The 18933-nt window shown below is 63.6% G+C and carries 15 protein-coding genes; 3 read left to right on the forward strand and 12 right to left on the reverse strand.

What is annotated here, in order from left to right:
- Positions 1-15 precede the first annotated feature (15 nt).
- On the reverse strand, positions 16-2313 hold the full coding sequence (locus BRAGE_RS0121465; RefSeq protein WP_027559119.1) for an FdhF/YdeP family oxidoreductase: 2298 nt from the start codon (positions 2311-2313) through the stop codon (positions 16-18).
- A 246-nt stretch (positions 2314-2559) separates the two neighbouring features.
- Here BRAGE_RS0121465 and BRAGE_RS0121470 point away from each other — a divergent pair, with 246 nt between their 5' ends.
- Complete coding sequence (locus tag BRAGE_RS0121470; RefSeq protein ID WP_027559118.1) at positions 2560-3807, forward strand: oxalate decarboxylase family bicupin; 1248 nt, start codon at positions 2560-2562, stop codon at positions 3805-3807.
- An 85-nt stretch (positions 3808-3892) separates the two neighbouring features.
- Here the strand turns inward: BRAGE_RS0121470 and cydB are convergent, their stop codons facing one another.
- The 11 genes from cydB to BRAGE_RS0121525 all read right to left on the reverse strand — a co-directional run bounded on the left by cydB (position 3893) and on the right by BRAGE_RS0121525 (position 14497).
- Complete coding sequence (gene cydB, locus BRAGE_RS0121475) at positions 3893-4879, reverse strand: cytochrome d ubiquinol oxidase subunit II (protein ID WP_027559117.1); 987 nt, start codon at positions 4877-4879, stop codon at positions 3893-3895.
- Between the two features lie 2 nt (positions 4880-4881).
- Positions 4882-6282, reverse strand: coding sequence for a cytochrome ubiquinol oxidase subunit I (locus tag BRAGE_RS0121480; RefSeq protein ID WP_027559116.1), 1401 nt, complete (start codon positions 6280-6282; stop codon positions 4882-4884).
- Between the two features lie 18 nt (positions 6283-6300).
- On the reverse strand, positions 6301-7839 hold the full coding sequence (gene mqo, locus BRAGE_RS0121485; protein ID WP_027559115.1) for a malate dehydrogenase (quinone): 1539 nt from the start codon (positions 7837-7839) through the stop codon (positions 6301-6303).
- A gap of 42 nt (positions 7840-7881) precedes the next feature.
- Complete coding sequence (locus tag BRAGE_RS0121490; protein ID WP_027559114.1) at positions 7882-8286, reverse strand: hypothetical protein; 405 nt, start codon at positions 8284-8286, stop codon at positions 7882-7884.
- A gap of 69 nt (positions 8287-8355) precedes the next feature.
- Positions 8356-9792, reverse strand: coding sequence for a class II fumarate hydratase (gene fumC, locus BRAGE_RS0121495; RefSeq protein ID WP_027559113.1), 1437 nt, complete (start codon positions 9790-9792; stop codon positions 8356-8358).
- A 182-nt stretch (positions 9793-9974) separates the two neighbouring features.
- Positions 9975-10637, reverse strand: a complete 663-nt coding sequence (locus BRAGE_RS0121500; protein WP_231164324.1) for a YoaK family protein — start codon at positions 10635-10637, stop codon at positions 9975-9977.
- 14 nt (positions 10638-10651) lie between these two features.
- The gene (gene fdhD, locus BRAGE_RS0121505; RefSeq protein WP_027559111.1) at positions 10652-11488 is read right to left on the reverse strand and encodes a formate dehydrogenase accessory sulfurtransferase FdhD; all 837 of its coding nucleotides are present in this window, start codon (positions 11486-11488) and stop codon (positions 10652-10654) included.
- A gap of 3 nt (positions 11489-11491) precedes the next feature.
- Positions 11492-12091: an HdeD family acid-resistance protein gene (locus BRAGE_RS0121510; protein WP_027559110.1), complete on the reverse strand. Its 600-nt coding sequence runs from the start codon at positions 12089-12091 to the stop codon at positions 11492-11494.
- A gap of 227 nt (positions 12092-12318) precedes the next feature.
- Positions 12319-12819, reverse strand: a complete 501-nt coding sequence (locus tag BRAGE_RS0121515; RefSeq protein WP_027559109.1) for a Dps family protein — start codon at positions 12817-12819, stop codon at positions 12319-12321.
- Between the two features lie 62 nt (positions 12820-12881).
- A complete protein-coding gene (locus BRAGE_RS0121520) occupies positions 12882-13445 on the reverse strand; it encodes a cytochrome b (protein WP_027559108.1) in 564 nt (187 codons plus the stop codon).
- Positions 13442-14497 (reverse strand): catalase family peroxidase, encoded by a 1056-nt coding sequence (locus BRAGE_RS0121525; protein ID WP_027559107.1) that lies wholly within the window; start codon positions 14495-14497, stop codon positions 13442-13444. Before BRAGE_RS0121525 ends, BRAGE_RS0121520 begins: the two co-directional genes overlap by 4 nt.
- A gap of 351 nt (positions 14498-14848) precedes the next feature.
- On the opposite strand from BRAGE_RS0121525, the gene BRAGE_RS0121530 reads away from it, so the two are divergent.
- Both BRAGE_RS0121530 and BRAGE_RS0121535 read left to right on the forward strand, forming a co-directional pair.
- Entirely contained in the window at positions 14849-15730 is an 882-nt protein-coding gene (locus BRAGE_RS0121530) for an SDR family oxidoreductase (protein ID WP_027559106.1), read from the forward strand.
- A 249-nt stretch (positions 15731-15979) separates the two neighbouring features.
- On the forward strand, positions 15980-18844 hold the full coding sequence (locus tag BRAGE_RS0121535; RefSeq protein ID WP_063617172.1) for an ATP-binding protein: 2865 nt from the start codon (positions 15980-15982) through the stop codon (positions 18842-18844).
- Positions 18845-18933 lie beyond the last annotated feature (89 nt).

An 18933-nucleotide genomic window follows, 5' to 3' on the forward strand; every position in this document is an offset into this window, starting at 1 on the left:
GCGACTGTTCCGCGATTACCCCTGTTGCTCCAGGCCGGTCGAACGCACCAGACGGATCGGAATGCCCTTGTATGACGGCGTGAAGCTGAGGGGATCGCGGGCATAGAGCGGGACCAGCGGATTGGTCTCCGGGTAGTACGCCGCACAGCAGCCGGTCGGGAAGGAATAGGCCACGACGCGAAAGTTGCGCACGATACGATTGGCGCCATCGGTCGAGGCGGTGATCAGATCGACGCGATCGCCGTCAGCCAACCCCCTCCTCTTCAACTCGTATTCGTTGAGGAACACGACGTCGCGCTGGCCGAACACGCCGCGATAGCGGTCCGACATCGAGTAGAGCGTGGTGTTGTACTGGTCGTGGCTGCGTATGGTGGTGAGCCACAGGAAATCGTCATCACTCTGCGGCGGATCCTCGCCGCAGCCCGGAAAGACCAGGAAGTTGGCCTTGCCCGACGGCGTCGCCCAGATGCGCTCGCGCGCCGTCGAGGTGAGATGGAAGCCGCCGGGGACGCGGATGCGGGCATTGTAGCCCTGGAAGATCGGGAACACCGCCTCGATCGCATCGCGAATGCGGTCGTAGTCGGCAACGAAGCCATCCCAGTCGACCACCGTGCGCTCGCCCAGCGTCGCCTTGGCGACACCGGCGATGATCGCGACCTCGCTGCGCAGATGCTCCGACGCTGGCTTGTTGCGTCCGCCGGACGCATGCACCATCGACATCGAGTCCTCCACCGTGATCGACTGCGGCCCCGTCGCCTGGATATCGATCTCTGTGCGGCCGAGGCACGGCAGGATCAGGGCGGCGCGGCCGTGGATCAGGTGGCTGCGGTTGAGCTTGGTCGAGACGTGGACGGTCAGATCGAGCTTGCCGAGCGCCGCCTGCGTCGCCTGCCAATCCGGAATGGCCGCGGCGAAATTGCCGCCCATCGCGAAGAAGGCCTTCACCTCGCCGCGGATCATGGCTTCCAGCGCGGTCACCACGTTGTGTCCCGGCGCGGACGGAGGCTTGAAACCGAAGCGTTGCTCCAGACGCTCGAGGAAGTCGGCCTTGGGGACCTCCGTGATCCCCACGGTCCGATCCCCCTGCACGTTGGAATGGCCGCGAACCGGGCAGACGCCGGCGCCTTCGCGCCCGACATTGCCGCGCAGCAGCGCGAGATTGGCGATCTGCTGGACGTTGTTTGCACCACGCCAATGCTGCGTAATGCCCATGCCGTACACGAGAATGGCGCGCTCCGCCTTCATATAGGCGCCGGCCGCATATTCCATGTCCTCGCGCATCAGGCCGGACTGGCGTTCGATGTCGGGCCATTGCGTGCGCTTGAGATCGTCGATCAGCGCTTCAACTCCGACGGTGTGACCGCGAATGAAATCCCAATCGAGGATCTCCGGCTGCTCGGCAGCGCGGGCGGCTTCATCCACCTCCACCAGGATCTTCATGATCCCCTTGAGGACGGCGACGTCGCCGCCGACCCGCACCTGGAACAGCTTCGAGCTGATCGCCGTCGACGACAGCGTGATCATCTCGACGGGGCTCTGCGGCGCCTGGAAACGCTCGAGCGCCCGCTCGCGGAACGGATTGAATGAGATGATGGAGGCGCCGCGGCGGGCCGCATTGCGCAGGCTGGTCATCATCCGCGGACTGTTGGTGCCGGGATTCTGGCCGAAGATGAAGATGCAATCGGCCTTGTCGAAATCCTCCAGCAGCACGGTGCCCTTGCCGACCCCAAGCGAGTGCGGCAGGCCGACGCTGGTCGCCTCATGGCACATGTTCGAGCAGTCGGGGAAATTGTTGGTGCCGTATTCGCGCACGAACAGCTGATAGAGGAAGGCGGCCTCGTTCGAGGTTCGCCCGGACGTGTAGAACTCCGCCATGTTCGGATCCGTCAGCGCTCTCAGCTCACCCCCGATCATGTCGAACGCGTCATTCCACTCCACGGGGAGATAGCGGTCGGATGCGGCATCATAGGCCATCGGATGCGTGAGCCGCCCGACCATTTCGAGATCGTAATCGCTCCAGCTCGCGAGCTCGGTGACGGTGTGCTCGGCGAAGAATTCGGGGGTGCAGCGCTTCGACGTCGCTTCCCAGGCGATCGCCTTGCCGCCATTCTCGCAGAATTCGAATGACGACGTGTGCTTCGGATCTGGCCAGGCGCAGCCGGGGCAATCAAAACCTTCCGGCTGGTTCATCCGTCGGAGCGTCGCTGCACCCTTCAGCGGCACCCGTTGCACCAGAAGCGCCTCGCTGAGTGCCTTGAGTGCACCCCAGCCGCCGGCGGGTTCACGGTAGGGACGAACCGATTTCGTGGTCATCTGGACATCTCTCGGTATGGCAATTCTCCCGGCCAGTTAAGGATCGTGTAGGCAGGGCCGTCTTTTCAAAACGAAGCACAATTTCGCAATTGCCACGTTCGGCCCCGGCCTGCTGGCAGCAGCAGCCAGTGCATTCCAGCAAAAAGAGCGCCGTTCACGGAAGCTGAAACGGGAAGCGGAAACTAGGTTTGGAGGTTGGAGCCCCATTGCGATGGAGGCCTTTCGTCTTTTCAGGAGCGACCCAAGATGTTTTCAAGACGTGATCTGTTGGCCATGTCCGCGGCGGGCGCCGCCATAGTCGGCTCCAGTGCGCAGGCCGCAACCTTCGGCAATCCGGACGAGCCGCCGCAAGGCGCCGTGAATGCCAAGAGCCCCGGCAGCCTGACCGATCCCGGTCCGCAGAACCCCGTGCTGGCCAAGCAATTCCCCTCCGCGCAGACCCCGCCCGCGACCGACGTCGGCGGCCTGCCGATGGATTGGGCCTCGTTCAACAACGCGCCAAGACGCATCCAGGATGGCGGCTGGGCCCGTCAGGTCACCGTCGAGGACTTCGCCATCTCCAAAGAAATCTCCGGCGTCAACATGCGCCTGTCCGCCGGCGGCATCCGTGAGCTGCACTGGCACCAGGCCGCCGAATGGGCGATCATGACCTACGGCAGCTGCCGTATCACCGTGCTCGACGCGCAGGGGCGCCCCTATGTCGGCGACCTCAAGGCCGGCGACCTCTGGTATTTTCCCGCGGGCGCACCGCATTCGCTGCAGGGCTTGGGCCCCGACGGCTGCGAATTCGTGATCTGCTTTGATGACGGCCACGCCAATGAGTTCAACACGCTGCTGGTGACGGATTGGTTCGCCCATACCCCGCCCGAGGTGCTGGCGAAGAACTTTGGTGTGCCGGCGGATGCCTTCGCGAAGATCCCGCTGCACAATCGCTGGATATTCCAGGGCACCGTACCCGGCGATCTCGCCGCCGATCGCGCTGCGGTCGCCAAACACGCCGAAGCGCCACCCTACCCCTTCATCCATTCGCTTGGCAGCTCGACCCCGGTCAAGGAGAGCTCGGCCGGCAGCATCCGCGTCGCCGACAGCAGCAACTTCAAAGTCGCCACCACCGTCGCAGCGGCGCTGGTGACGATGCCGCCAGGCGCGGTGCGGGAGATGCACTGGCATCCGAACGCCGACGAATGGCAGTACTACATCAAGGGCAGGGCGCGGATGACGGTGTTCGACACCGGCCCCAATGCGCTGACGACGGACTTCTCGGCCGGCGATATCGGCTATGTCCGGCGCAATCTCGGCCATTACGTCGAGAATGTCGGCGACACCGAGCTGCAGTTCATCGGCGTGTTCCGTGCGCCGCGCTACGAGGAGGTCTCGCTCTCCAACTGGTTGACGCACACGCCGCCCAGCCTGGTCGCCCAGCATTTCAACATCGACGAGAAGCTGATCGCGCAATGGCCGGACAACGGCCCGGGCGTCATGCCCAAGTCCTGAAAGACTTCGGGTCCTCAATGAGAAAGGCGCCGAAACCGGCGCCTTTCTTTTTATGCAACCCACAGCAAGTTCGAGCGCACGGCGGTCAGTAGTGATCAGCGGCCGGGGCCGCCTTGCCGCGGAACACGCGATAACCGACCGCGACATAGAGCAGCATCAGCGGAAACACGAACAGGCCGGCACCCCAAAACATGAATGCGAGACTCGAATGAGGCGCCGCCGCCTCGTCGATCGTGATGACGAACGGGATCATGTAGGGCCAAAACGATAGAGCGAGCGTGCCGAACGCCGCGGCGAAGATCAGTGAAACCATGTGGAATGGCCAATAATCGTCGTGGCGCACGATGCTCGTGGCGAGAACCGAGGCGGCGCCCGCGCCGATGAGGGGGAACACGAACAGATAGGGCCGTTCGATCCATCGGCGCAGAATGGGCAGATGTTCGATCAGGGCATGTGTGAAGACGACAACGAGGAAAGCCAGCACGGCGACCGCAAGCAACGGAACCAGATGCCGCGTCGCGTCTCGGACGGGACCATCGCACTTCCTCACGAGCCAGCACGCACCGAGCAACGCGTAACCGAAGCACAGGCCGATCCCGCACAAGACCGAAAAGGTCGTCAGCCAGCCGAAGGTGCCTCCGGCATATTCGCCGTTCGAGAATTCTAGTCCCTCGACCAGCGCTCCGACCATCGCGCCCTGCATGAAGCTCGCGGCAAACGATCCCGCGATGAAGCTGACGTCCCAGATCCAGCGCGAGCGCGATGCCTTGCCGCGAAACTCGAATGCCACCCCACGCAGGATCAGTCCCAGAAGCATGACCAGCACCGGGATATAGAGCGCGGACAGCAGCATGGAATAGACCACGGGAAACGCGCCCCACATGATCACACCGGTGACGATCAGCCAGGTTTCGTTGCCGTCCCAGACAGGAGCGATCGTGCGCAGCATCGCCTCACGATTCGCCTCGTTGCCGGCAAAGCCAAACAGCATCCCGACGCCGAGGTCGAATCCGTCCAGAAGGAGATAGATCAGGATACTGATGGCAAGAAGGGCAACCCAGAACGTCACCATGGCTATTCTCCCGCCTCGGCGATTGCCGGCATCTTGTCGGCGAGCGACATCGGCCGGTTGGGCACCGGAACATGCAATGGCTTGCCGCCAAGCCCCGCCGGCCCGGCGCGCAGCAGCCGATAGATGTAGTAAGTCCCGAACGAAAAGATGAAGGCGTAGACCGCGACGAACAGGATCAGCGAGGTCATAGCGGCGGACGCCGTCAGGAACGGCGTCACGGCGTCAGCGGTCCGCAACACGCCGTAGATGGTCCACGGCTGGCGGCCAACCTCCGCGGTGTACCATCCGGTCAGGATCGCGATCCAGGGCAATGGAAAGCTGAGGAAGATGCCCCACAGCAGCAGGCGGCTGCGCTCGAGCCGGTGCTTGAGCCCGAGCCAGGTCCCGAGCCAGGCCAGTCCCAGCATCACGAAGCCGCAGCCGACCATGATACGGAAGGCAAAGAACGGGATCGCCACCGGCGGCCGGTCCTGCGGCGCGAAGCTGGTCAGGCCGACCTCCTTCGAGCTCAGACTCATGCTTGCGATGATGCTGCCGAGCACCGGAATCGAAATCGCGTATCTGTTCGATTCGGTGCTCGAATCCGGGATCGCGATCAGCACCTCGGAGGCCGGCTGCTCGTCATGCCAGCGCGCCTCGATCGCGGCGAACTTCGCCGGCTGATAGTCGTGCACGTAGTCCCCGACGAGATGCCCGATGAAGAGCTGCACCGGAAGCAGCACCGCCGCGAGCGCAAGACCCATGCGCAGCATCACATGCGCCTCGGCGCGATAGGTCCGCCGCAGCAGGTACCACGCCCCGGTCGCCGCCACGCAGAAGGCGCCGGTGAGATAAGAAGCGAGCAGCATGTGCGGGAAGCGGACCCAGACCACCCGATTGAAGATGATCTGTACCCAGTCGTTGGGAACGAACTGGCCGTTCTGAAGGACATAGCCGGTCGGCACTTGCATCCAGCTGTTGTTGACCATGATCCAGAATGCCGACAGCGTGGTGCCGACCGCGACCATTGCGGTGGAGAACAGGTAGAACCAGGGCGGCACCCGCGGCCGGCCGAAGATGAGGATGCCGAAGAAGCCGGCCTCCAGCATGAAGGCGGTGAACGTCTCGTAGGATAGCAGCGGCCCCTGGATCGGCCCCGACATCTTCGAGAGCACGCTCCAGTTCGTTCCGAACTGGAACGCCATCACCACGCCCGATACCACGCCCATGCCGAAGGCGACGCCGAAGATCTTGAGCCAGAACTCGAACAGGGTCCGATAAACGGGCCTGCCGCTGTACTGGTGCATCGCTTCGAGCACGGTGAGCCAGGCGGCGAGCCCGATCGTGAACGCCGGGAAGATGATGTGGAACGAGATCGTGAAGGCGAACTGCAGCCGCGAGAGGAGAAGGGCCGTCGGGTCCATGGCAAGCCCCCTCTTTACTCACGCCCGCTTCGCGACCGCCGGCGCGCGTGCGGCCGGCTGCGGGATGTTGTCGACCTTGAGCACCTCTGCCGTCGCGGCGCGGATCTGGCGGGAGAGATCCGCATCCTGGATCAGCGAGACGCCATAGGACGGAATGATCTGCTTCAGCCTCGGTAGCCAGGCGCTTGCCGTCAGCTCGCCGGCGAAGCACTTTTCGAGCACACTGATGGCGATGAACGCCGCGGTGGAGGCGCCCGGCGAGGCGCCAAGAAGGGCGACCAGCGAATGATCGTCGGCGCCGACGAGCTCGGTGCCGAACTCGAGCAATCCGCCGCGCTTGACGTCGGGCTTGATGATCTGGACGCGCTGGCCCGCCACCTGCAGCCTCCAGTCCTTCGGATCGGCCTTCGGGAAGTATTCGTCGAGCGCTGCCAGACGATGGCCCTCGGACTGCAGCACCTGCCCGACCAGATATTCGGTGAGGTCAAAATTGTCGCGCGCCACGGACAGCAGCGGCTTGACGTTCGCTGGACGAATGGACTCAAACAGGTCCAGCAGCGAGCCGTGCTTGAGGAACTTGCTTGAGAAGCCGGCATAAGGCCCGAACAACAACGAGTGCTGGCCGCCGATCACGCGCGTGTCCAGATGCGGAACCGACATCGGCGGCGAGCCGACCGCGGCCTTGCCGTAGACCTTGGCATGGTGGCGCCGGTTGATCTCCGGATCGTCGCAGCGCAGCCAGATCCCGCTGACCGGGAAGCCGCCATAGCCGCGCCCCTCCGGAATCCCGGACTTCTCGAGCAACGGCAGCGCACCGCCGCCGGCGCCGATGAAGACGAACTTCGCGCGAACCGATCGCGTCTCGCCGCTGGCGGTGTCACGGACCTCGATCCGCCACCGACCGCCCTGCTCCCGGTCAAGTCCGGTGACGCAGTTGCTGTAGTGGACCGCGCAGCCCGGCTGGCTGACGAGATGACTAACCAACAGATGCGTCAACGCGCCATAATCGACGTCGGTACCGGTGATGATCCGCGTTGCTGCAACCGGCTCATCCCCATTCCTTCCATCCATGACCAGCGGCGCCCATTCGGCAATCTTCTTGGGATCCTCGGTATGCTCCATGCCCTCATAGCAATGATGGGCCGACATCGCCTTGAACCGCTTCCGCAGGAATTCAACGTTCTCCGCGCCGTGCACGAAGCTCATATGCGGGACCGGGTGGATGAAGGACCGCGGGTCGGCAATCGCACCCCGCCCGACGAGGTAAGACCAGAACTGCCGGGATAGATCGAACTCGACATTGACCTGGAGCGCCTTGGAGATGTCGATGCTGCCGTCAGGCCGCTGCGGCGTGTAGTTCATCTCGCAGTTTGCCGCGTGGCCGGTCCCGGCATTGTTCCAAGAATCGGAGCTTTCCTGCGCGCAATCTCCGAGAACCTCGAACATCTGGATCGACAACGACGGCTCGAGCTCCCTAAGAAAGACGCCGAGGGTCGCGCTCATGATGCCTGCGCCGATAAGGACAACGTCGATCTCGCGGTCGGAAGCTGCTGACATGGCTTTTTCCTTCGTTGGGTGTTGTTAGTTCGGATGGCTCGATCAAGCCCGCACGGATTGCCGCGCTTTGGCGCGGAACGGCACCTCTGCTCCGGGCCGCAGGATCACGTAGGCACGCCGCCAGGAGGAATCGTCGGTCAGTTTCCAGCTGTGGCCTGAACCCGCGGTGTCCTCGGCCAGCAAGACGTTGCCGGGGTGAATCAGGAAGTGGTGACCGTCACGCGTCTGGAAATCGAGTGTTCCGCTCAGCGTGAGCACGAGCTGGCGGACCGGCGCGGTGTGCCAGGCGAAAGCGCCACCCGATTCCGTCTCCTGGAAGGAAACACTGAGGGCATCGATCTTGCCGGTCAGAAAGTCGCCACGCTGGCCCGGTTCGAGCTCAAGGTACCCTTCCTCGAAATGCGAGTTGTTGTCCTCTCCCGTCCACAGGCGCACACAGCGGATCATGGTATCTCTCCTTGCTTGTCGTTGCTTTGATGCGCGGTGCTGTACGGGCCCGATCGCAGCCTTGCTCCCTCAACCGGCCTCCGCACCGATTGCGAGCGGCACCTTGACCTCAGCAACGTAAGGCTTGACCATCTTGGCGGGATCCACGATGCGGTCGAACTCGGGCTCGGTCACAAAGCCGAGCTTCAGCGCCGCCGATTTCAACGTGAGATCGTTGTCCATCGCGTAGTGCGCGATGCGCGACGCCTTGTCGTAGCCGATCACCGGCGCCAGCGCCGTCACCAACATCAGCGACCTCTCGACATACTCCTGGATCTTCCTGCGGTTCGGCTCGGTACCCTCGACGAGGAAGGTACGGAAATTAGTGCAGCCGTCGGTGAGGATGGTGACGGACTGGGCGATGTTGTGGATGATCAGAGGCTTGTAGACGTTCATCTCCAGGTAGCCGCCGGCGCCCCCGAACCCGACGGCAACGTCGTTCGCCATCACCTGCACCGCGATCATCGTCAACGCTTCCGCCTGGGTCGGATTGACCTTGCCCGGCATGATCGATGAGCCCGGCTCGTTCTCGGGAATGTGCAGCTCGGCAAAGCCCGCGCGCGGACCACAGGACAAAAGGCGGATGTCGTTTGCGATCTTGTAGAGCGAGCCGGCAAGCGTACGCAGTGTACCCGAGAGTTGCACCAGCGCGTCGTGCGCGCCTTGCACGGCGAATTTGTTCGGTGCGCTGACGAAGGGCAAGCCGGTCAACCGCGCGATCTCGGCGGCGACTGCTTCTGCAAAACCCGGTGCTGCGTTGATGCCGGTGCCGACGGCCGTGCCGCCCAGCGCGAGCCGGTAAACGCCCTTGAGCGCGTCGTTGATGCGGGCCAGATTGTCGGCGAGCATGACGGCGTAGCCGGACCACTCCTGCCCGAGCGTCAGCGGGGTGGCATCCTGCATGTGGGTTCGACCGATCTTGACAATGTCGTCCCACTGGCTCGACTTCGCCGCGATCGCGTCATGCAAGGCCGCGACCGCAGGAATGAGGCGTTCCGTCACGTTCAGCGCGGCCGCGACATACATGGCCGAGGGGAAGCTGTCGTTCGACGATTGCGACATGTTGACATGATCGTTCGGATGGACCGGCATCTTGCTGCCGAGAGCGGTGCCAGCGAGCTGGCAGCACCGGTTCGAAATCACCTCGTTCACGTTCATGTTGAATTGCGTTCCGCTCCCCGTCATCCAGACGTGAAGGGGGAACATATCGTGATGCTGCCCCGCGAGAATCTCGTCACAGACGTGGACGATCAGCTTGTGGATCTTGCCGCCGAGACGGCCGCCGGCGTAATTGGCGTTCGCAGCCGCCTTCTTCAGGATCGCATAGGCCTGGATCATCTCGCGCGGCATCAGGTCCCTGCCGATGCTGAAATGCTCGAGTGAACGTTGCGTCTGCGCGCCCCAGAGCTTGTCCGTGGGAACGTTCACCTCGCCCAGGCTGTCTGTCTCTTTGCGGAAGTCGCTCATTCTTGCCTCTCGTGGCAGTTCATGTCGGACGCACTTGTGCGGCACTGATCGAAGTGTACGAACCGCACCGCGCGCGCGCTTCCGCGAACGAACGTCCTTTTTCCGAATGGCATGGCGGGCGCCTCGACCTGCGACGGACAGGCGCATTGCGAATACGCAAGGTTCGAAGCGTTGACGCAGCTTCAGTGCCGATGGCTCGGATGCCGGCACAGCCAGAGAACGCATGCCGACAATGCGATCGGCAGAGCGAGGCTCCATGCTCCGAGCCACCTCGTCACGCACCCCCCGACGACGGCGCCCATCAAGAACATCAGGCAAAGCGCGAGCATGGTTGCGGTGCCGCGCGCAGCATCGCGATCGGACGCTCCAAAGCTCTGATCGATGGCGCGAAGCATGTTTCCGGTCACCGCGACCGAGAGAAAGTTCAAATCCCCGACCCGTCTGAAGCTCGCCGACTGCAGTGCGACGCCAAAGGAGATGACGAGGATCACGATCTGATCGGGAGCGCGATGAAGCAACAGCATTGCCGCTGTCAGGCAGACGATCTCTCCGGCGAGACAGCGTAGCGGCGCCCGGGAGCGGACCGCCACGACCGCGCCGAGGACGAAGGCCGCAAGCGGAAGGGTATGGTGAAGCGCCCGGTGCCATTGCCCTAACTCAGCATGGATCCCGAGGAAGACGACATTTCCGGTCTGCGAGCTCGCGAACACGCCAAGCGACAGCCACGTAAAGGCGTCGAGAAAACCACCCGACATGCTGAGCAGGGATGCGACCAGCAGCGATCGTTCCGGAGCGAAGACCTCGACGCGCGTCTCGGCCAGCGGTTCGGTTGATGCGGCCTGCATCGTCATATCGGAGGTCAACAGCCGGCGCGCAGCGCGGCCTCTTCAGGCAGCAGGACGCGGCGCGGATGCGTGAATACGCCGTATCCGTCGTCGCGGGCGACGGCGAGAAGTGTGATTCCCGCCTCATTCGCAGTCTGGATGGCGAGCGCGGTCGGCGCGGAGACGGCCACGACGACCGGCGCGCCGATCATTGCCGCTTTCTGCACCATCTCAACCGAAACGCGGCTCGTCAAGAGAACGGCGCCGCCGCTGGCCGAGCTACCGTCGCGGACGATTGCACCAGCGAGCTTGTCGAGCGCGTTGTGCCGGCCAACATCCTCCCTGACCAGCGTGATGCCGCTGCGGGGGTGCCAGAAGGCCGCCGCATGAACGGACCTCGTCTGTTGATTCAACGTCTGCAGAGGAGACAGCGCCTGCATGGCGTTCAGCAGGTCCCCGGCGTGGAAGGCAATGCCGCGCCCCTCAACCCGCGAGGGCGTGCGACGCGCCTGTTCGAGGCTTTCGATGCCGCACAGCCCGCACCCGACCGGTCCGCTGATGGTACGGCGGCGCGCGGCCAGGGATGCGGCGCGATCACCGTCGAGCCACATCCGCACTTCCATGCCGAGCTCATTCGAGATCAGCTCGATGCTCCTGATCTCGTTCGCGCGGTCGACGATGGCTTCGGTGAGGCTGAAGCCGACACCGAAATCCTCCAGATCGGCCGGCGTTCCCATCATCACTGCATGGGTCGAGCCATTGTAGGTGAGCGCGATGGCGCTCTCTTCGGCAACCAGTCGCGACGTCGAGATCGTGCGGCCGCCGCGCCAGGCGATCTCCCGGTGCCGGGTGAATGTCGAACCCGTCGTCATGGCTCACACAGTCGCCGGCTCGGTCGAATGCCGGGACGCGCGGCTTCTGAGCGCCAGCCCGAACGCAATGAAGCCCCATCCCTGGAAAATCAGATCAACGACCAGCATCGCACCGAGCAGCCACAGGCCGATGGCGGGCCAGGCCGAGAGCAGAAAAACGCCGACGCAGAATGTCACGACGCCGGCAGCCACGATCCAGCGCCAGCCCGCGGCCGGCCGCATATGGAAACCAGCCCAGATCCGCGTCGCCCCGGCGACGACCAGGAAGGCGCACACCACGATCGACAGTGTGAACGAAGCAAGTAGCGGATCGTAAAGGATAACGGCGCCGGCAGCGCCATAGACGATCCCGGCGAGCAGCCAGAACAGGAAGCCCCGGAGGCCGTGCGCCGAGAATGCATGCACGATCTGGAAGACCCCGGCGACTGCCATGGTCGCACCGATCGCGAGCACGGAGGCAAGACTCGCCGCCATCAGATTGGCCGAGGCAATGCCGCCAAGGATCAGCTCACCGATCCCCAGCGCAACGAACCAGCCCCATTTTCCGGTGATCGCGTGAATGGCCCTTCCGAGCGACGCCTTCGAGTTCGACAGATCCGTCATGGCTTGACCCTTGTACGTATGGATGCGCTCAACCCTACAGATATCTGCTCGGAGTCATCTTTCGAGGATGCCGCGATATTGTTTTGTCCGCACGATACGGACGCGCGCGCAGCTTGATCGATCAATGACGATCAGCAAACAACAGACGGAGGCGAGGGCCGCCCTCGCCTCCGTGTCGTCGCAGCAATCGGCCGGGCTCGCATTCCGGCCGCGTGACATGCCAGTGCCTAGGATTCCGGGCCGCTTCGGCCGGTCTCGTAAAGGAACCAGATCCGACGCTCGGTCTCATCGATCCAATTTTCTAGGAGACTGGCGGTCGCGACATCGCCGTACTCGTCGCAGAGCTCGTGGACCCGGCGCATCTCCCGCGTCAGCTGCTGGTTGTCGCTGCGCAGTTCAGCCAGCATATCCTGCGGATCGACATAGTCGGCGTCGTTGTCGAGAATGCGCTGCTCGCGCGAGATCTGGCCGATCGACCGGAGTGTCGTTCCGCCGATCTTGCGTGCCCGCTCGGCAATGGCGTCGGTCATGGCAAAGATCTGCTCAGCCTGCTCGTCGAGCAGGAGGTGATAGTCGCGGAAGTGCCGGCCCGATACGTGCCAGTGGAAGTTCTTGGTCTTCAGGTAAAGCGCGAAAACGTCAGCCAGCAGCGCCCTCAGCGCAGCTGGAACATCCCGGTTCGCATTGGCCCCGAGGTCCGTCGGGCTTTGGAGGTCTGCCTTGGTCATTGTCGTCATCCTTGTTGGGGTTGAAAAGCTTTAACCGCGCGTTTTGCCGGCGCACGATGCGCTCAATCGGCCGGTGTCGTCCTGTTGCGCCATGGAACGAGCGCGATCGTTCCGAACACGCCGTCGCGGCGGATCAACGCGTGGAACAGCGCTGCTGCCATATGCAACAGCACGAGCGCAAAGAACGCGAAAGCCAGATAGTAGTGAGCGCCCCAGAGAAGCGTGTGTGCGCGGTCACTCTGCGGCAGCAACGCCGGAATTTGAATTCCGCCATACAGGACGACCGGATAGGCCGCAGCCCAAAGCATGCCGAGACCCAGCAACGGCATGACGATCATGAAGCCATAGAGGGCCAGGTGCGACAATCTCGCTCCCAACCTCATCGCCGGCGGAAGATCCGCCGGCAATGGCGGTGCGCCATAATGGAGCCGGAGTGCCAGCCTGATCACGACGAGGACCAGGAGCGTGAAACCGAGTGTCTTATGGATCAGGATAAGCGGCAGATATGTCGGCGCCACGCTGGACACCATGCCGACGCCGATGAACAACATGGCGATGATGCAAGCGGCCATCAGCCAGTGCAGGATCCGCTGGATGGGCGCGAAACGCCGGGGCGCGTTGTTCATGGCTTGGCCGCCTCGGTTCGCGGATAGTCGCCGGCTTCGGCCGCGCGCAAATCGTAGGACTTGCGGTAGACCGACGAGCGAGCGGCCGGGAATGGATCGTCCGACACCCGGATTCCGCGCGGCAGCACGGTCGGATCGAAGTTGATGTCGCGGCAGGGCCCATCCCGCTCCGGTTCGATCCGCTGCACGACGAGCGTTCCGACCTGCACTGTGCGGCGGTCCGCGGGCCAGGCCTTGCTTGGATCCGCAGTCGGATCGCCGGGATCAGCGACAGTCGTGACCATGGTCCAGCGTTGCGGTCCGGCAACCCGGACTCGCTCCGTTATCTCCCGCTCGAGAAAATCCGGGCCGCGCTTTTCCAGCTCGGATTGCGATATCGGAACGACCGCCGTTGCCGGCAGCAACGACCATCGGACCGCGTGCTCGGCACCGTTCGCATCCGTGAAGATGAAGCTGTTGAGCCCGTGGTAGGGCTCCTCCGCATAGCTGGCGGTCCACGGTGCCGTCTTGGCCCAGGACGCGAAGGTCGCGAATTCCGGATTTGCCCCAATGAACGTTTTCATTGCCTCCGGATCCTTCTTGCCGGATGCAATCAGCAGGTCGTGAAACGCCTGCGGCGTGGACACCGCAAAGAATGGCGGATTGATCAACGCCATGCGCCACTCTTCGCCGTCCGGCGCTGCGATCCGCAATCCCATGCCGCGCACACGCACGGTCGCGTCCACGGCATTCGGGTCAGCGGTGCCGAGATTGAAGCGGCCCAGCGCCGGATAGCTGCCTCGCTCGAACACCCTGGCGCGGGACAGTTCGGAGCCGTTTCCGTTCGCCTCGAAAACGCCAGTGAAGCAGATTCCCTTGGCATGATTTCGCCGGTGTCCGAGCGGCGCGCCACCTGGAGGCGTCAGCGCCGCGATCATCCGCTCCGGCGTCAGGCGCCCCGGCGAAAACCAACCTGCCGTGTAGGCGAACGCGGCAGCGCCGCCTCCGAGGACGGCCGCAATCAACACGAGCGAGCCGAGCCCCGAACGCGGCAGGTTACTTGACGAATTCATCATTTCTCCTTGCAACGCGCGAACCGGTCCACCACCGGCCACACGACCGTCCTGAAACGGCGCGGGTTTCTTGTAGCCGGCGGCCACAGCCGCGATCTTCTGAAATCCGCCGCCATTTTCGAGAAGGCACGCCCGGGGCTGGTCCGGTCCGCAACGAGGCGCGTCCGCAGCCCCCTTCGGGCCTTCTCGAAATAATTCGTGCGAATTGAAAATCACCCACCGGGCTCGAAAGACCCGACTTGTGCCGGCGCCTATGTCAGATGCTCTTCGCGCAAGGACAGCGGTTGATCGGGGATGATGAACGTGTCGCGCTGACGCCCTCGCGGAAGCTGGAATGCGATTGGGAACCGAATGAGCAAAGTGATCGTCATCACGGGAGCTTCAAACAGCATCGGACGAAACACCTGCAAGAAGCTGGCACAGGCTGGCCACACCGTCTACGTTTCCATGCGGGACACGGATCGCCGCGTAGAGCACGGCAGCGAGGAGGCCAGCCAACAGGGCATGGATATCCGAACCATTGCGCTCGACGTTGCTTCTGAAGCTTCCGTGAACTCGGCCATCGATGCCATCGTCGCCGAGAACAGCCGCCTCGACGTGATCGTGCACAATGCCCGGCAGGTCGTCTACGGACCGGCGGAGGCCTTTACGCCGGAACAGCTCGCCGAGCTCTACGACACCAACGTGCTGGGTGCGCAACGGCTCAATCGGGCCGCATTGCCACAGTTGCGCAAGCAGGGCCAGGGCCTGCTGATATGGGTCTCGTCGAGCAGCGCACGGGGCGGCTCTGTTCCATTCCTGGGGGCCTATGCTTCGTCAAAGGCTGCCCTGGATGCGCTGGCGCTCGGCTATGCCGGCGAGCTCGCGCGTTGGGGCATTGAGACGACGATCGTCGTTCCGAGCGCACTCGGGCCCGGTCACTACATCCGTTCCGGCAGGCCGCTGGACACCATGCGGGCCGAAGAATACGCGGATGGACCGACGGCCGACGTGAGCGAAATCGCGCTATCGGGCCTTGCGGAACTTCCGGCGAAAGATCAAACGCCGCAGGACGTTGCCGCCGCCATCGCCGATATTGTCGATATGCCGTTTGGTCAGCGACCGCTGCGCGTCCATGTCGGCCCCGACGACGACGGAGCCGCAGCCGTCGACGCCGTCGCCGAGAGCGTTCGTGCGGAACTGCTCCGGCGGATCGGACTGGAAGACATCCTCAAGCCCGCATCCCTCGGATAGGAGGGCTACCTCACAAATCAGGGATATCCGCGCACGAATGAGCGAGCAGTGCGGAGCCTCAAGGGCACGCGGCTCCTCGGAGCCCCGGACGAAAGTGATACGGCCCAATCCTTTACCCTGATATGGCCGGATGGTACTTTTGAAGCGCCACTACGTTCACGCGTCTTGGTGTGCTTCCAAGTCATAGAACGTAACGATCCGTGCGCTGGGTTGATATCTCGAATGGCCCCTCGCTGGCAAAGCAACGACATGACCGCCGCAGCTTGCCACTCCGAAGACGAGTCCGTCCGAGAGATCTTCCTCTTCGGGCCGTTTCGGCTCGACCCTTCACAGCGGCGGATTGAAAGAGACGGAAGCGCGCTCCAACTGTCCGGCCGGGCATTCGACATCCTGCTCGCGCTGGTGCGACAGGCCGGCAACGTCGTCAGCAAGGCGGATCTGATAGCCAAGACGTGGCCGGGTGCCGATGTCGAGGAAAACAGCTTGCGCGTCCATATCGCCGCACTGCGCAAGGCGCTCGGAGACGGCAACGGCGGCGTCAGATATTTGAGCACCGTCTCCGGACAGGGTTACTGCTTCGTCGCGGCAGTCTCACGCCCGGATCAGAGGCCGTCTGCACCAGCGAGTCCCGCTTACGTCCACAACCTGCCAGCGCATCCCAGACAGATGGTAGGACGCGAGCAAGCAATCAGGGACATCTCGGAAAAGCTGAGGGCCCAGCGCTTCGTCACGGTCGTCGGCCCGGGCGGCATCGGCAAGACCACGATCGTCGTTTCCGCGAGCCATGCGCTGCTCGCCGAATTCAACGGTCATGTCCACTTTGTCGGCCTCGGCGAGACGGAGGACGCCGCTCTGGTGCCCGCGATCGTCGCATCTTCATTCGGGCTGCATGCGCGATCGAATGACCCCACCTACAGCCTCGCGACATTCCTGCGCGACAGGCGCATGCTGCTCATTCTGGATTGCTGCGAGCATGTCATCGAAGCCGCCGCGGCGCTGGCCGAACGGCTCTACCAGGCCGCACCGGACCTGCACATCCTGGCAACGAGCCGGGAGTTGCTGCGCGTCGAGGGCGAGTTCACATACCGTCTCCCCCCGCTGCCGAGCCCGCCGGAGAGGGCCGTTCTGACGGCCGCGAACGCCCTCGCCTATCCTTCCGTGAAACTCTTCGTGGAGCGTGCGACCGCGGGAGGCGGCGAGTTCGCGCTGACGGATACAAACGCCTCCGATGTCGGCAACCTCTGCCGTCGACTCGACGGCATTCCGCTTGCCATCGAGCTCACCGCCGGTCATGCAAGCACATATGGCGCGAGAGCGATGGCGCAACTCCTCGACCAGCACCTCAATTTGCTGTGGGAGGGGCGACGCACCGCACTGCCCCGGCACCGGACTCTGCGCGCCACCATCGAATGGAGCTACAATCTTCTATCCGAACCGGAACGTGCGGTTCTCGGCCGGCTCTCGGTTTTCGTCGGCAGCACGACGCTGGACGCCGCGCGGTCGGTTGCCGCCGTCACGGAAGACGACGATACGATCCTGGCCATCATCGACAGCCTCGTTGCCAAGTCGATGCTTGCACTGAATACCGGCTCGCAACCGCCCCGCTACCGCCTTGCCGACTCGACCCGGGCATACGCGCAAGAGAAACTTGCCGCCGGCGGAGACGCCGGCGCGATCGCGCGACGTCACGCATGCTATTTTCTCGGTCTCCTCGAGAAAATCGGCGACAAATCGGACCGGGACCTTACGGTGGCGGTCGAGGAATTCGGCAACATACGTGCCGCATTGACGTGGTGCTTCTCGGATCAGGGCGACCGCAGGGTCGGCGTAGCCCTCGCTGCAGCATCGATACCGCTGTTCTTCAAGCTGTCGCTTCTGGCGGAGTGCGAACTCTGGGTGACCCGCGCGATCGATGCGTTCGACCAGACGAATGGAAGCATCAGGCACGGTCTCGCACTTCATACGGCGCTGGGGGCCGCCCGCGTGCTCACAGGGCAGCTGGACGAGCTCGCTGCAAATCACCTCAACCGGGCACTCAAGCTGACAGAGGAGTTCGGCGACATAGCTGGGCAAATCCGTTTGATCGACCAGTTGCACCTGCTGCAATTATTCGCCGGCAAATACGATGACGCATTGGGCACCGCCCAGCGCGGCGAAGCGATTGCTCTCGCCAGCAACGATTCCATTGCGGTGGCGCGCATGCGCCTGTTGCTCGGCGTCTCCTGCCAGTATCTGGGCAAGTTTGGCGCCTCCCGCTCATACCTCGAAGCGGCGCTGCTGCAGCCGGGCTTGGAGGAGCAGTACCATGGCCGCCTCACGCTGGAGTATCCCAAACGCGCTCAGATCAGCCTTGCCCGCGTCCTTTGGCTGCAGGGCTATCCCGATCAGGCGGCGCAAGTGGTGCGCCGAGCCATCTCGGACGTCATCGCAGCAAATCACCCGATCATGTTCTGCCGCGCCCTGCCATGGGCATTCGGCGTCTTCTTCTGGAATGGCGACTTGGAGGATTGCGAAGACCATGTCGACAGGTTCATCGCGGAGGCTCGAAGGTACAACCTCGCCATCCTCCAGATGGTCGGCGAGGCCATGAAGGGAATTACGCTGCTGGCGCGGAACGAGACCGGTACCGGGCTCGCCATGCTGAGAGGCGCGATAGAGCAGCTGCAGAGCAAGAGCTTCGGTGCGGTGGTGGGGCTTCGCATGCCCCTTGCCGAGGGCCTAGCCGCGGCAGGTCAGAGTGAGCAAGCGCTCGACACCATCGACCAGGCGATTGCCCAGGCCCGCCACCGCAACTTCATGATGGACATGCCGGACATGTTGCGCACAAGAGCCGAAGTGCTGATGCAGCTGGGCGATCCGGATCTTGCGCAAGCGGAGCTGAGCCTCGTGCAGGCGCTCGACCTCGCCCGCGATCAGGAGGCACCGGGCTATGAGCTTCGCGCGGCGATCGCGCTTGCAAGGCTGTGGCAAGGACACCGTCGCGACCAGGAGGCGCACGACATGCTTGCGCCCGTCTATCGGCGATTTACCGAGGGCTTCCACACGCGTAGCCTCGTGACGGCAAGGGGCTTGCTTGCCGAGCTGAGCCCTGCGTGCTCGTTTGCGGCCAAATGACCGCCTCCGCCGTGCAATCGCGATAGAGAGGGGCCGTCTCGAACGACGCGTGCGAACCGCCGATCCATGCTGCGCTGGCAATGAGACGT

The organism is Bradyrhizobium genosp. SA-4 str. CB756, assembly GCF_000473125.1.
Classification (GTDB): Bacteria; Pseudomonadota; Alphaproteobacteria; order Rhizobiales; family Xanthobacteraceae; genus Bradyrhizobium; species Bradyrhizobium arachidis.

Excerpts from the sequence above, each read along its gene's own strand:
- BRAGE_RS0121465 (WP_027559119.1), bottom strand. The coding sequence starts at position 2,313 with ATGACCACGAAATCGGTTCGTCCCTACCGTGAACCCGCCGGCGGCTGG.
- BRAGE_RS0121470 (WP_027559118.1), top strand. The coding sequence starts at position 2,560 with ATGTTTTCAAGACGTGATCTGTTGGCCATGTCCGCGGCGGGCGCCGCC.
- cydB (WP_027559117.1), bottom strand. The coding sequence starts at position 4,879 with ATGGTGACGTTCTGGGTTGCCCTTCTTGCCATCAGTATCCTGATCTAT.
- BRAGE_RS0121480 (WP_027559116.1), bottom strand. The coding sequence starts at position 6,282 with ATGGACCCGACGGCCCTTCTCCTCTCGCGGCTGCAGTTCGCCTTCACG.
- mqo (WP_027559115.1), bottom strand. The coding sequence starts at position 7,839 with ATGTCAGCAGCTTCCGACCGCGAGATCGACGTTGTCCTTATCGGCGCA.
- BRAGE_RS0121490 (WP_027559114.1), bottom strand. The coding sequence starts at position 8,286 with ATGATCCGCTGTGTGCGCCTGTGGACGGGAGAGGACAACAACTCGCAT.
- fumC (WP_027559113.1), bottom strand. The coding sequence starts at position 9,792 with ATGAGCGACTTCCGCAAAGAGACAGACAGCCTGGGCGAGGTGAACGTT.
- BRAGE_RS0121500 (WP_231164324.1), bottom strand. The coding sequence starts at position 10,637 with ATGCAGGCCGCATCAACCGAACCGCTGGCCGAGACGCGCGTCGAGGTC.
- fdhD (WP_027559111.1), bottom strand. The coding sequence starts at position 11,488 with ATGACGACGGGTTCGACATTCACCCGGCACCGGGAGATCGCCTGGCGC.
- BRAGE_RS0121510 (WP_027559110.1), bottom strand. The coding sequence starts at position 12,091 with ATGACGGATCTGTCGAACTCGAAGGCGTCGCTCGGAAGGGCCATTCAC.
- BRAGE_RS0121515 (WP_027559109.1), bottom strand. The coding sequence starts at position 12,819 with ATGACCAAGGCAGACCTCCAAAGCCCGACGGACCTCGGGGCCAATGCG.
- BRAGE_RS0121520 (WP_027559108.1), bottom strand. The coding sequence starts at position 13,445 with ATGAACAACGCGCCCCGGCGTTTCGCGCCCATCCAGCGGATCCTGCAC.
- BRAGE_RS0121525 (WP_027559107.1), bottom strand. The coding sequence starts at position 14,497 with ATGAATTCGTCAAGTAACCTGCCGCGTTCGGGGCTCGGCTCGCTCGTG.
- BRAGE_RS0121530 (WP_027559106.1), top strand. The coding sequence starts at position 14,849 with ATGAGCAAAGTGATCGTCATCACGGGAGCTTCAAACAGCATCGGACGA.
- BRAGE_RS0121535 (WP_063617172.1), top strand. The coding sequence starts at position 15,980 with ATGACCGCCGCAGCTTGCCACTCCGAAGACGAGTCCGTCCGAGAGATC.